This window comes from Nonomuraea turcica, assembly GCF_030718205.1.
Lineage (GTDB): Bacteria > Actinomycetota > Actinomycetes > Streptosporangiales > Streptosporangiaceae > Nonomuraea.
Genome location: NZ_JAUZQF010000008.1, coordinates 291,846 through 304,752, shown reverse-complemented (window position 1 = coordinate 304,752; position 12,907 = coordinate 291,846). Strand labels below are relative to the sequence as shown.

General features: G+C 71.9%; 9 protein-coding genes. 5 read left to right on the top strand and 4 right to left on the bottom strand.

All coding sequences use genetic code 11. The features are described from left to right. Nucleotides 1-132: 132 nt before the first annotated feature. The 4 genes from Q9G87_RS22595 (at nucleotide 133) to Q9G87_RS22580 (ending at nucleotide 5,405) form a co-directional block, all read left to right on the top strand. Entirely contained in the window at nucleotides 133-1,977 is a 1,845-nt protein-coding gene (locus tag Q9G87_RS22595; RefSeq protein ID WP_305918410.1) for a hypothetical protein, read from the top strand. Between the two features lie 10 nt (nucleotides 1,978-1,987). Beyond that, the gene (locus Q9G87_RS22590) at nucleotides 1,988-2,611 is read left to right on the top strand and encodes an anticodon-binding protein (protein WP_305918409.1); all 624 of its coding nucleotides are present in this window, start codon (nucleotides 1,988-1,990) and stop codon (nucleotides 2,609-2,611) included. Between the two features lie 125 nt (nucleotides 2,612-2,736). Then, nucleotides 2,737-4,119, top strand: coding sequence for a diaminopimelate decarboxylase (lysA, locus tag Q9G87_RS22585; protein ID WP_305918408.1), 1,383 nt, complete (start codon nucleotides 2,737-2,739; stop codon nucleotides 4,117-4,119). After that, nucleotides 4,116-5,405 carry a homoserine dehydrogenase gene (locus Q9G87_RS22580; protein ID WP_305918407.1) on the top strand — a complete coding sequence of 430 codons (1,290 nt, stop codon included), beginning with the start codon at nucleotides 4,116-4,118 and terminating at the stop codon, nucleotides 5,403-5,405. Before lysA ends, Q9G87_RS22580 begins: the two co-directional genes overlap by 4 nt. Before the next feature lie 38 nt (nucleotides 5,406-5,443). On the opposite strand, the gene Q9G87_RS22575 is transcribed toward Q9G87_RS22580, so the two are convergent. The 4 genes from Q9G87_RS22575 to Q9G87_RS22560 are packed head-to-tail and all read right to left on the bottom strand — an operon-like array spanning nucleotide 5,444 to nucleotide 11,563. Further along, nucleotides 5,444-7,114, bottom strand: coding sequence for a glycosyltransferase (locus Q9G87_RS22575; RefSeq protein ID WP_305918406.1), 1,671 nt, complete (start codon nucleotides 7,112-7,114; stop codon nucleotides 5,444-5,446). Continuing rightward, nucleotides 7,111-9,621 (bottom strand): glycosyltransferase, encoded by a 2,511-nt coding sequence (locus Q9G87_RS22570; RefSeq protein WP_305918405.1) that lies wholly within the window; start codon nucleotides 9,619-9,621, stop codon nucleotides 7,111-7,113. Before Q9G87_RS22570 ends, Q9G87_RS22575 begins: the two co-directional genes overlap by 4 nt. Further along, nucleotides 9,618-11,126 (bottom strand): glycosyltransferase, encoded by a 1,509-nt coding sequence (locus Q9G87_RS22565; protein ID WP_305918404.1) that lies wholly within the window; start codon nucleotides 11,124-11,126, stop codon nucleotides 9,618-9,620. The genes Q9G87_RS22570 and Q9G87_RS22565 overlap by 4 nt, the downstream gene beginning before the upstream one ends. Further along, nucleotides 11,123-11,563, bottom strand: a complete 441-nt coding sequence (locus Q9G87_RS22560) for a hypothetical protein (protein ID WP_305918403.1) — start codon at nucleotides 11,561-11,563, stop codon at nucleotides 11,123-11,125. Before Q9G87_RS22560 ends, Q9G87_RS22565 begins: the two co-directional genes overlap by 4 nt. A gap of 257 nt (nucleotides 11,564-11,820) precedes the next feature. On the opposite strand from Q9G87_RS22560, the gene Q9G87_RS22555 reads away from it, so the two are divergent. Continuing rightward, a complete protein-coding gene (locus Q9G87_RS22555; protein ID WP_305918402.1) occupies nucleotides 11,821-12,903 on the top strand; it encodes a glycosyltransferase family 2 protein in 1,083 nt (360 codons plus the stop codon). Nucleotides 12,904-12,907 lie beyond the last annotated feature (4 nt).

Sequence of the window (12,907 nt, the reverse complement as noted above, 5' to 3'; positions counted from 1 at the left end):
TCTCATCCCTTCGAGACGCTTCGCCAAAAGAGTATCCTTTGCCGGGCTGAGGGAGCGGAGGCATGGTTTGCGAGCGGAGCGAGCGCACAATCAGACGCAGCGAGCTGTCGCCGGGCCGACGAAGGAGGACCGGTGAGCACTGAGCTTGAGAGCACGCGTCGGGCGCTGCGGGATGCCATCGCCCAGGCCGAGCGCGCGGCCGAGCTGGCCAGGCTGCTGGACGCCGCCCAGGGCCGGTTGGCCGCGGCCGAGCGGAGCGTCGAGGAGGCCAAGGCGCTGGCCGAGCGGCTGAGCGAGACCGAGGAACGGCTCGCGGCCGAGCAGGCCGCCGCGGACAAGCTCCGCAAGGAGCTGGCCGAGCAGCGTTTCCAGGCCGAGGTGGCCAACTGGAAGCTGTCCTCGATCAAGGTCGCCCGCTGGAACCGCCTCGGCGACGCCATCAAGAGCGGCAAGAGCAACCCGGTGCGGCTCGCCAGGGGCCTCCGGGGCGCCGCCAAGCCGGTCAAGCGGCCCACCGCGCCCAAGCGCAAGCCGCCCGCGCCCCTCAAGCAGACCGAGGAGCGCCCGGGGGCCGCGTTCCAGGCCACGACCTCGACCAGGACGCTCGGGGGCGCCTCGTTCAAGCTCAAGCCGTTCCGGGTGCCGACCGGTCCCAACACGCGGCCGCACCTGACGGCCGCGGTGATCGCCGACCCGCACGCCGAGGCGCTGCTGCGCTACGAATGGCGCCAGACCACCGGCTTCACGCCGCGTGACTTCGCCCGGGTGCTCCCGCTCGAGGTGCCCCACCTGCTCGTCGTCGAGTCGGTCACGCAGGGGCCGTGGGCCCAGGAGATCATCGGCGAGCCGGGCGAGGGCATCAAGGCGCTGCTGACCTGGTGCGCCGAGCGCGGCATCCGCACCGTCTTCTGGCACACGCAGGGCGACGTGGGCGACTACGCCGCGACCGCCCAGCTGTTCGAGCACCGGTTCACGAACGACCTGGCGGTGGCCTGGCCGCGGCTGCAGTTCGGGATCCAGCCCAGGATCCACAACCCGCTGCCGCTGGCGGGCGGGCGGATCGACCGGGTGCTCACGCTCGACCAGCTGCTGCCCGGCCACCTGACCTACCCCGACGTGCTGACCTCCTACCGCTGGCCGGCCGCGGCTGACTGTCCGCCGGGGACCCCGCAGTGGCGGCTGGCCGAGATCGCCGCCTGCGGCACGTCCATCGGCACCGAGCCGGACTCGCGGCGGGCGCACGTGGCGTTGCGGCGGGCGTACCAGATGGGCACGATGACCGAGCGGATCGACGAGATGCTGGAGGCGATCGGCCTGCCCAGCGCCCGCGCCACGCTCAACACCTCCGTGCTGCTGCCGATCATGGATCCCTTCCTGATGGAGCACGGTCTCGCGCAGGTCGCCAAGCAGACGGGCGTGGCCCAGGTGATCGTCATCGGCCCGCCCGAGGCGGAGCTGCGCGCCCGCGACGTGCTGCCGGATCTGGACGTGATCTACCGCCGCCCGCATCCCTCGATGAGCGAGGGTGCGATGCTCAGCGCCGGGCTCGACCTGTGCGAGGCCGACCTGGTGGCGGTCATGGACCCGCGCGACGTGTACGGGCCGCACTACCTGTCCGACCTGCGCCGGGCCTTCCTGTTCAGCAGCGCGGACATCGTCGGCAAGGGCGCCTTCTACGCCCACCTGCGCAAGCCGCAGGCCACGCTGCTCAAGCAGCCCGACGCCGAATACGCCTACCTCCCGGAGATCGCCGGCGCGACCCTCCTGGCCCGCCGCAACGCGCTGCGCGAGCTGGGGTTCGCCGACCTGACGGACGACTGGGACGAGGTCCTGATGCGGCAGTGCCGTACGGACGGGATCAAGGTGTTCTCCGCCGACAGGTTCGGCTACGTCCGGGTGCGCGACGAGGACCGCTGGCTCCTGGGCGCCGCCCACCTGGTCGAATACGGCTCCGCCGAGCCGCACGCGCTCATCTAGAGTCGTCGGTGTGACCGTACGGGAGCTGGCCGGCGCGCTGGGGGAGCCGCCCGTGCCCGACGGTTCGTGGGAGCGGGAGGCGGTCTACCTCTCCGCCGCGGCCCTGCGGCGGCGGGCGCCCGCGGAGGCGCTCGCCGAACGGGTGCGAGCGGTGCCCGGGGTCGCGGACGTGGAGGTGCGGGGCAACGGGTTCCTGCGGATCACCGTCGCGGTGCCCGGCGAGCTGCTGGAGTCGATGGAGCCCGTCGAGATCCCCGAGCCGGCGTGGCCGGACTTTCCGCGCACCTGGGACAACCCGGGGTTCGTGGTGCGGTACGCGCATGTGCGGGCCCGCGCCGTGCGGCGGTGGGCCAGGGAGCTCGGGGTGCCGGAGGCCGGGTTCCGGCCCGAGGCGCTCGACGACCCGTACGATCGACAGGTGTTGCGGGTGCTGGCCGAGCTGCCCGGACGGGTGGTCAGCAGGGATCCGGGGTGGGAGACCTACCTGGTGCGGTTGGCGCTGGCCTTCCACGACGCTCACGAGCACGCGCCCGCCGTGCCCCGCGGGGACGAGCCGGTCACGGCGGTGCACACGGCGCGGGTGCGGCTGGCGGAGGCCGTCGGGGGAGTGGTGATGGGCCCGGACCGGCTATGACGTTTTGCAAAATATCCGGCTAAACGGCGAAAAATCGTAAAAATCTCCTCTATCACCCCTTGATCGCGTCTCGATACGTGGGCAGCGGGTCATGGCGTAGGTGCGGTTCCGATAGCCTCGATCGGGTGAGCCGATTCGTCCATCCCGCCGGGGACCGGCATGCCGAGATGCTGCCCCACGAGCGCCCGCCGCAGGCGCCCGCCGACCTCAACCGGATCGACCCCGCGATCTGGCCGCGAACGTCGACCCGGACCGATGGCACGCTCACGGTCGGCGGAGTGGACGTCCGCGACCTGGCCCGCGACCACGGCACCCCGCTCTACGTCCTCGACGAGGACGACGTGCGCTCGCGCATGCGCGACTACGCCACGGCGTTCGCCGGCTCGGAGGTGCATTACGCCGGCAAGGCGTTCCTGTGCAAGGAGATCGTGCGCTGGCTGGACGACGAGGGCCTCGGGCTCGACGTGGCCAGCGGCGGCGAGCTGGCGGTGGCCCTCAGCGTCGGCTTCCCGCCCGAGCGGATCACCATGCACGGCAACAACAAGTCCGTCGCCGAGCTGTCCAGGGCGCTGGAGGCCGGGGTCGGGCACATCGTGGTCGACTCTTTCGACGAGATCGCCAGGCTCGGCTACCTCGCCGAGCAGCAGAGCAAGCGCCCCAAGGTGATGATCCGGGTGACCACCGGAGTCGAGGCGCACACGCACGAGTTCATCGCGACGGCGCACGACGACCAGAAGTTCGGCCTGTCGCTCAACGCCGGGACCGCGGCGGAGGCCGTGCACCGCATCCTCGCGCTCCCGCAGCTCGAGCTCGTCGGTCTGCACTCGCACATCGGGTCCCAGATCGTCGACACGGGCGGGTTCGAGGTGGCCGCGCGGCGGCTGGCCGCGCTGCTCGTGCAGATCAAGGACGAGCACGGCGTGGTCCTGCCCGAGCTGGACCTCGGCGGCGGCTACGGCATCGCCTACGTCGAAGGCGACGAGGCGCCCGACATCAAGGAGCTCGCCGACGGGCTGCGCGAGATCGTCAGCAAGGTGTGCGTGGAGGCGGGCCTGCCCGTGCCCCGGCTGACCGTCGAGCCCGGCCGCGGCATCGTCGGCCCAGGCGGCATCACGCTCTACGAGGTCGGCACCGTCAAGGACGTCGAAGGGCTGCGCACCTATGTCAGCGTCGACGGCGGCATGAGCGACAACGTCCGCACCGCGCTCTACGGCGCCGAATACACCGCCGTGCTGGCCAGCCGTGAGAGCACTGCCGAGCCCATGCTCAGCCGCCTCGTCGGCAAGCACTGCGAGAGCGGCGACATCATCGTGCGCGACTGCCACTTCCCCGCCGACCTCGCGCCGGGCGACCTGATCGCCGTGGCCGCGACCGGCGCCTACTGCCGATCGCTGGCCAGCAACTACAACTACCTGCTCAAGCCCGCCGTGGTGGCCGTCTCCGGCGGCGCCGCGCGGGTGATCGTGCAGGGTGAGACCGAGGACGACCTTCTGAGGGGGCAGCTGTGAAACCGCTGAAAGTGGCTCTGCTGGGCTGCGGCGTCGTCGGCTCGCAGGTGATCAGGCTCATGCACGAGCAGGCCGGCGACCTGGCGGCACGCGTCGGGGCGCCGCTGGAGCTGGCCGGGGTCGCCGTGCGCCGCCTCGGCCGCAAACGCGACGTGGACGTGGACCCGGCGCTGTTCACCACCGACGCCGAGGCGCTGGTCGCCCGCGACGACGTGGACATCGTCGTCGAGGTCATCGGGGGCATCGAACCCGCCCGCTCGCTGATCGTCTCCGCCCTGTCCAAGGGCAAGTCCGTGGTGACCGCCAACAAGGCCCTGCTGGCCGAGGACGGCACCACTCTGCACGAGGCCGCCAGGAAGGGCAACGGCGACCTCTACTTCGAGGCCAGCGTCGCCGGGGCCATCCCGCTGCTGCGGCCGCTGCGCGAGTCCCTCGCCGGCGACCACGTCAAGCGGGTGCTGGGCATCGTCAACGGCACCACCAACTACATCCTCGACAAGATGGACTCCACGGGCGCGTCGTTCACCGACGCCCTGGAGGAGGCGCAGACCCTCGGCTACGCCGAGGCCGACCCGACGGCCGACGTCGAGGGCTTCGACGCCGCCGCCAAGGCCGCCATCCTCGCCGGTCTCGCCTTCCACAGCCGCGTGCCGGCCGCCGATGTGCACCGGGAGGGCATCACCGAGATCACCGCCACCGACGTGGCCTCGGCCAAGGCCATGGGCTACGTCATCAAGCTGCTGGCCATCTGCGCCCGCTCCGACGACGGCCGCTCGTTCGGGGTGCGGGTGCACCCGGCCATGATTCCCCGGACGCATCCGCTGGCCGGGGTGCGGGAGGCGTACAACGCGGTCTTCGTGGAGGCGGAGTCGGCGGGTCAGCTGATGTTCTACGGCAAGGGCGCCGGCGGCGCTCCCACGGCCTCCGCCGTGCTCGGCGACATCGTGGCCGTCGGCCGCAACCGCCTGGCCGGCACCCGCGGGCCCGAGGAGTCGACGTACGCGGACCTGGCCGTGCACCCCATGGGCGAGACCGTCACGCGCTGCCACGTGGCGCTCGATGTGGCCGACAAGCCCGGTGTGCTGGCGCGCGTGGCGGAGTTGTTCGCCAAGCACGACGTGTCGATCCAGACCGTGCGTCAGGAGGGGCACGGTGACGACGCCCAGCTGGTCATCGTCACCCACCGCGCCACCGACGCGGCGCTGTCGGCGACGATGGAGGGGCTGCGGGAGCTGGACATCGTCCGCGCCGTCGCCAGCGTGATGCGCGTAGAGGGCGACGACTAGACATCGGCGAAACGGAGGCCCTGCGAAGCGATCCGCTATCAGGCGTCCGGGAAGGCCAGGTTGCGGACGCGGCGGACGGCTCGTTTGAGCACGGTGCGGTTCTGTTCGCGGGCCAGACGGACCGCCTCGCGGCGCCAGGCCTCGGCTTTCTCGCGCCAGCGGGCCGCGTCCCTACCGTTCTTGCCTGTTTCCCGCTTCAGCTGCCCGATCTCGACGCGGAGGGCGGCCACCCGCTTGCGGTAGAGGGCGATCTCCTTCTCGTGCGCGGCCGTGAGCTTGGCCACCGGAGAGAGCGGCTTCCTGCGCGGCGGATAGACGGCCGGGCGGCGTTTGAAGCCCCAGGTCTCGCCGTCCACCCATTCCACGCCGAACAGGGCGTCGATCAGGTCGTCCTCGTCGTCGTCCCCGGTGACCACCAGGGCGGCCCTCGACAGGGCGGCCGTGCGGTCCAGACGGGCCACGGTCACACCCTCCGCGGTCTCCTCCAGGGCGATGTAGAGCCTGCCCGAGTCGTGCTCCTCCATGTACGCGACCAGGCGCTCCAGCGTGTCCTCCGACGCCACCCAGCCAGCGGGCAGCTGGAGGCGGAACGGGGCGCCGGTGAGGGCCGGGGACGCCGCCAGGCTGACGCGCGGGTCGTGCTCGAAGGTGGCGTGGATGAGGCGCAGGTCGAGGTCCGGGTCCTGGAGCGGGGAGCGGCGGTCCCCGGTCAGGGATTGCCACGGCCCGATGATCGTGACCCCCACGTCGGGGATCGAGGACGCCAGCAGGGCGTCGACGGTGGCCCGGACGTCCTCGTACGAGCCTGACGGCACCGTGGCGTCCACATACTGCACCCGCCACTGCCGGCCGGAGTCCGTGCGCAGGTAGCGGCGGTAGGGGACGCGGTCGGCGACGTACGGGTCGTTGTAGCGCTTCAGCGCCGCGAAGTCGCGCATCGCCGTGGGCAGGCCGATATGCCAGGCCCTGGACTCCGGGTCGGGGACGAAGACCGCGCCCGCCTGGGTGAGGCGGTAGCCGAGCTCCGTGTCCTCCGCCAGGACGAGCGCCGTGTCCATGCCGCCGATCGAGCGCAGCAGCGCCGCCGGGTACGACACCGTTGCCCCCACGTGGATGCGGGTCGCCAGCGAGCTGGGCGCGCTACGGAGGCTGTCGTAATCGTGAATGATCTTCTCGGCCCAGTCGTGCCGGTGGGCGGACAGCGGGAAGAGGGCGTCCTCCGCGCCGGACTCCACGGCCGCGCGTACCTGCTCGGGCGAGGGGAGCGCGCCGGGCGCGGTGAAGTCGATCCAGCCGAGCGCCACCACGTACGGGGCCAGGTGGTGCCAGCGGAGCTGAGCCTCCACGTGTCGGCGGTGCGGCACCATGTCGGCGTCCAGGACGAACACCACCTCGCCGGTCGCGGCGTCCAGGCCAGCCTGCACGGCCCACGCCCGGCCCCAGCCGCCCGGCGGGCTGGAGATCAGCTTCGTTTTCGCCGGGGTGAGGTCGGGGAGGCGGAGCGGGGTGGCGCTGCCGTCGTCCACGACGATGACGTCGAGGAGATGCTCGGGGTAACTCTGGGCCGCGAGGGCGGCCAGGGTCAGGTCCAGGGTCTCCTGGCGGTCGTGGGCGGGGATGACGACCGTCACGGTCAGTGCCGGCTCCCACGCGCCCAGGGCGGGAGGGGCGAGCACGCCGAAGTCGTTGTGGGGGATCCGAGGAATCATGGGCGCAGGCTCCCGTCCAGCTCCATGAGGGCGTTCGGGCGGAAGCCGCGCCACTGCCGCCTGTTGCGCTGCAGGAACGTGCCGATCGGCTCCTGCCACGTGTGATTGGCCGCCGGGCCCCTGCGCAAGATGTAACCCAGCCCATGGGTCCGGTAGATCTGGCCGCCGGCCGCCTGCAGCGCCTCCTGAAACTGGGTGTCCACCGAGCGCCGCAACGGCCGGAACCCGCCCACCGCCTGGAACGCCGAGCGCTCCACCAGAATCGTGCCGCCGGCGATGAAGCTGGTGATCTGCTCGGTGATCTGCTTGCGGTGCACGGTGACGTCGATGGAGGACAAGTAGACGAACTCCGGCACCGTGCCGACCACCTGCGCGCCCGAGTACGAGTGCGCCAGCAGCAGATCGGACAGGAAGTCGGGGCCGTACCAGTCGTCGTCGTCCATCTTCAGCAGGAACGAGCCCGACGCCCTCGCGGCCGCCTCGTTCAGCACCTTTCCGAACACTGCCTGGTGGTCGGCCTCGTACACGGTGAGCGGGCCCTCGTACGCCGCGATCGCGGGCGCCACATCCGGATGGCCCTTCGGCACCCCGTGCAGGGCCAGGATCACCTCGAGCTGCACGTCACGCTGGCGGGAGATCTGGTCGAGGGCGAAGGCGACCATGTCGGTACGGCGGGTCGCCAGCAGCACCGACGTGAGCGGGGGAGCGGGGGCGGGCGCGCCGAGCTGCTCCCACCTGGCGGCCACCCCGTGGGTACGCAGGGCCGCCCGGCGCAGGCGGATGCTGTGCTCCTCCCTCCGGAGCTCGTCGGTGAGGTCCGGGCAGCGCCCGATGAGCTCGATGACCTCCTTGCCGAGTGCGCCGGCCCAGCGCGGCACCGTGGCCGCCACCAGGGGCACGCCGGCGGCGGACAGTCCGGCCAGCACGCGTACGGCGGTCAGCGGGCCGCTGTGCGCGTGCCGCCAGTCCACCTCGACGCCGCGGATCTGGCGCAGCCTGGCCACGTCCGCGTCGGTGACGCCGCCGGACTCGGCGAACGACGTCACGACCTTCCCATCCAGCACCACGGACCACCGGCCGTCCCGCTCGGCCAGGGACGCCATGCCCCGGGAGGGGGTCGTCACGAAACCCATGGGGTTGACCAGGCGCTCGTCCACCGGGGGGATCATCGAGGGCTCGCCGAGCACGTCGGGATCGGCCAGCGGCGAATCGGCCATTCCGGGGCGGCCGAGGCGCTCCCAGCTGGCCGCCTGAATCGTCGGCCGCTCGATGGGCGTCTCATCCCCCGCCCACTCGACCAGCCCAGCCTCCTCCACCCACGCGTCCGCGCCTCGGCCCCGCCCGTCGGTGTCCGCGCCCCGACGCTGGCCGTCAGTGTCCGCGCCTCGGGCCTGGCCGTCGGTGTCCGGGCCTCGGCCGTGGCCGTGCGTGTCCGTGCCGCAGGCGTGGCCGTGCGTGTCGGTGCTGCCGGCGTGGCTGTGCGTGTCCCTGCTGCCAGCGTGGCCGTGGGTGTCTCTGCTGCGGGCGTGGCCGTGCGTGTCAGCGCCGCGGGCGTGCCCGTTCGGGCTGGGGTCTTCGGCGTGCTGGACAGGGGCAGAGTCCTCAGCCGATCGGGCCGATTCCACCTGCTCGGCCCCTCCGGCCCCGACCGTGCCGTCGGCCGGCGTGGTCGCCACGTTGGGCTGGGCGGCGCCGCTGGTGCCCGCGGCCGGTGCGACGGCGTCGGCCTCTGTGGGGGCCGCCTGGCAGGCTGGGGCGGTGGCGCCCCTCCCAGGGGCGTGCGTCCCGTCGGCGCGTCCGGCCGACGGGAGCGGGGTGGAACGGTGGCCGGGGCCGCCGATCGTGCGCAGGACCATGTCGCTGCCCGGCGCGCCGACCCGCCCGGGGACGGGCCCCGTGATCTCGGTAGGCGTCGCGTTCGGGTCGCCCGGCCGCCAGTCGGCCGCCCCGACGCCCGCGATCGCGGCCGCGGGCGCGGTGATCACGTCCAGCCGGTGCCCGGCGAACGCCCGCGCCGTGGCCGCCACGGTACGACCGGAAGGCGTGGGCGCAGAGAAACGGGCGTCCACCACCCAGACGCGGTTCTTGGGCTGGTACACCCGTAGATCGGTCAGCGACCGCCACCGGTGCGCCGGCGTCGGCGTCGGCACGGGCGCCGGATGGGAGGCAGGCGTGTCGAGCACCGCCACCACCACCCGCTCGGCCTGCGGCAGCAGCTTGTGCAGTGTGGCGATGCGCCGCAGGTCGGCCGGCGTCTTGGCCAGCACGAGGACCTCCCGCACCGGCTCGGGCACAACGGCCGGCTCCAGCAGATCACGATCGAGATCGACGACCACACTCCGGCCGCCCTCCAAGGACCCGCTGGCCGCGCCAGACCCGCCTGCCGCGCTAGAGCGGCCCGCCGCGACGGAGCCGTCGGCCGCGGCGGCGTAGATCGGGTCGACGTCGTCGATCCCGGCGAAGAACACGCGAGCCCCACGCAACTCCGCCAGCAACTCGGGGATCATCCGGCGCTCCGCAGGTGCCTGATCAGCGAGCTCAACGGCCCTCGCCCACCGCTTTCGGCAGGCTGGGGCGTGGCGGCCGCCGACAGCCGCTCGACCTCGGCCTTCAGCCGCGCCACCTCACCCTGCAGCGCCTTGATCTCCCCCTGTCGCCGGCTCGCCAGCGTCCGCCACTTGGCCGCGTCTCCGGTCAGCGGCTCGGCCTCTTCCGCGGTCGCGAAGTCGTACTCGCTCCCGCTGACCCACTCGGACCCGTACATCTCGTCCACCAGGTCATCGGGCCGGCCGTCGAAGAGGGCGGCTCGGGAGAAGGCGGCCGTGCGCTCCAGCCGGGCGGCGACGACGCCGTGCTGACCTTCCGTCAGCGCCACGCTCACGAGCCCGAGCAGGTCCTTGTCGGCGTGCCGTACCAGCTTGGCCAGCGTGTCGGCGCCCAGCACCCATCCGGTCGGGAGATGCAGCAGGAAGGGGGAGGGGGCGGCGGAGCTGGGTACGCTCTCCGCGAACACGACGCGCGGCTCGTGCGCGTACAAATTGTGCAGAAGACGCAGGTCGAGCAGGGGGTCGTCGAGGTTGGCCCGGCGTTCGCCGGTCAGCTTGCCCCAAGGCCCGACGAGTGTGACGGCGGCGTCCGTCAGGGTCCCGGCGAGTGCCGAGTCCACGCTCGCCCGCGTCTGCTCGTACGTCGTGGCCGTCACGACCACCCGCAGGTACGGCACGAGCCAGTGCCGGCGCGGGTGGTTACGCAGCCAGCGGAGATCGGGGATCAAATCGCCCAGGTACGACCAGTTGTGCCGGTGTACCTCCTTCTCCCGCAACATCACGGTGGAGGGCCCGACATGCCACGCCCTGGCCTCGGCGTCGGGGATGAACACGGCCCCAGCCTGCGCCAGCCGGTAGCCCAGCTCGGTGTCCTCGGCCATGTTCAGCCCGGTGTCCACGCCTCCGGCCGCGCGCAGCAGGTCGGCGCGCACGGAGCTGGACGCGCCCGTGTGCTGCAGGTACGCGCTGGATCCGGCGTCCTTGAGCCGCCGCGTCGACTCGAGCGTCTTCCTCGTGTACGCGGACTGGACGCCCTCCTCGCCCGGAGTCTCCACGAACCGCGTATCGCCGATCACCACCGCGTAGTCGATGAGGTGGTGCCAGCGCATGTGCGCCTCGAGATGGTCCTCGGCCAGCAACATGTCCGAGTCCAGCCAGTGGATCACCGCCCCGGCGGCCGCGAGCTGCCCGGTCTGCCGGGCCGCGCCGCGCCCCCACCCCTCGGACACCCGGACGACCCGCGCTCCCGGCACGTCCAGCGGAGGTTCGCTACCGTCGTCGGCGACGACGACCTCGACGAGCTCGGCCGGGTACGTCTGCCGCGCCAGCGCCTCGACCATGCGGCTCAGCGGCTCCGCGCAGTTGTAGGCGGGGATGACCACGGAGACGGTCAGCGAGGGCTGCCACACCCCGATCGCGGGCGGCCGCAGCACGCCGTAGTCGTTGTGCCTGACCCGGCTCGTCATACGGCGACGTCCTTGGCCAGCGCGCGGACCTCTTCGCGTAGTTCCTCCAGCTCACGCGCCCGCACCATGGCGTTGACCCGGTCCTCGCCGAGCGAGGCCAGGATCGCGCCGAGGTCGTCGGCACGCCGTGCCGCCGAATCCTCCACGGCCCGCACCAGCAGGTCCAGCCTGGTGTCGAGGTTCTTGAGGGCGGTGGTGGTGCGGGCCAGCTCGGTCTCGTACTTCTTGATCCGCAGGTCGATGCGGTGGGCCTTGCCGTCGACCCGGCGCACGATGAGCACCAGGAACGCGAGGGCCACCAGCGCGACCAGGAACGCGGCCGCGGCCGCCGCCGCGCCCAGCGAGATCAGGTCGGCGAGGACGAGGACGACGAGCACACCGGCGACCAGGGCCGAGAGGAGTGCGCCGGTCGCTGCCAGTCGGCGGGGCGAAAGCATCCGCGCATACCTTTCGTAGATCACGCCTTTGTCGGCGCGCACCTCAGGACATCCGAGGCGTCACGGACATGTCGGGATTATTGACACCTTAATAAACATCGGCCACTACCGTGCCATAAGTTCCTGGAGGAAGACTGAGAATCATCGGCCCCCAGACCTGCGACGGCTGTCCTGCCGAATGTGCCCTCTGCGTCTACTGGTCAGTAAAACCGGCGTAAGGTAGGCGCCGACCGATCCCCGTGGAGGAGCACCCATCGATGTCCGTCACCCCTTGCGGGTTCGCGCGTACGCCGGAGAAGGGGCTGGCCCGCCTGCACTGGTCGGACGACGGCTGGGCGGTCGACGGCACGCCGCCCGACGTGCCCGCCCTACGTGCGCTGCGCGGACTGGAGATCGAGTGGCCTGAGGCCGAGGTGCCGGAACTCGCGCTGGACGGCCTGCTGCGCCTGGCCGCCGCGGGCATCCCGCTGACGGCCGACCGTGCCGTCCCCTGGGTGCCCGATGATCTCGCCGACCTCCTCACCGACCGGGCCTGGCTCGACCACGCCCCCGACGGCTCCATGCGGTGCCTGGCCGACCTGCGGCGCGAGGAGCACAGCGTCCTCCTGCGCCGCTTAGCCCACCCCACCCCGGCGCCCGAGATCAGCATCGTCATGTCGACCAAACGACCTGGCCTGGTCGGCGCGGCACTGGCGCAAATGGAGCGGCAGCGCGGCGTCGCGGCCGAGGTGCTGCTGGGGCTGCATGGGGTGGCATTCGAGCAGGTGCGCGAGGCGGTCGAGAGGTGCGCGCTGCCGGTGAAATGGGTGGAGGCGGAGGCCTCCGTGCCGTTCGGCGAGGTGCTCAACCGGGCGGCGGCCCTGGCGAGCGGCGACTACCTGGTCAAGTGGGACGACGACGACTGGTACGGCCCCCGGCACCTCGCCGATCTCCTGATGGCCCTGACCTACGCGGGGGCCGACGTGGTGGGCACGACGGCCGAGTTCTTCTACCTCGAACCGCTGCGGACCACGATCAGGCGGACGACGTTCGCCAGCGGAGCGAGCTATCCGAGCGAGGTATGGTCCGATCACGTGGCCGGAGGCACGATCATGGTGCCTTTGGCAAAATTTCGGGAAATTGGCGGATTTCCGGGGATTTCTCGGGCTGTCGATCTCGAGTTCCTGAAGGCGGCTCAACGGGTGGGAACGCGTATTTACCGCACCCACGGACTGGGTTACGTCCTGCGAAGAGGGCTCAGCGACGAGCACACGTGGCGGTTACCGCTGGCCCACTTCCTCAAGGTGGCCGCCAACCAGTGGCGCGGCTTCCGCCCGAGCCTGCTGATGGAAGCCGCGTGACCCC

Bases quoted from the DNA above. Each gene is read 5' to 3' on its own strand.
- Q9G87_RS22575 (WP_305918406.1), bottom strand. From the start codon at position 7,114: ATGATTCCTCGGATCCCCCACAACGACTTCGGCGTGCTCGCCCCTCCC.
- Q9G87_RS22570 (WP_305918405.1), bottom strand. From the start codon at position 9,621: ATGATCCCCGAGTTGCTGGCGGAGTTGCGTGGGGCTCGCGTGTTCTTC.
- Q9G87_RS22565 (WP_305918404.1), bottom strand. From the start codon at position 11,126: ATGACGAGCCGGGTCAGGCACAACGACTACGGCGTGCTGCGGCCGCCC.
- Q9G87_RS22560 (WP_305918403.1), bottom strand. From the start codon at position 11,563: ATGCTTTCGCCCCGCCGACTGGCAGCGACCGGCGCACTCCTCTCGGCC.
- Q9G87_RS22555 (WP_305918402.1), top strand. From the start codon at position 11,821: ATGTCCGTCACCCCTTGCGGGTTCGCGCGTACGCCGGAGAAGGGGCTG.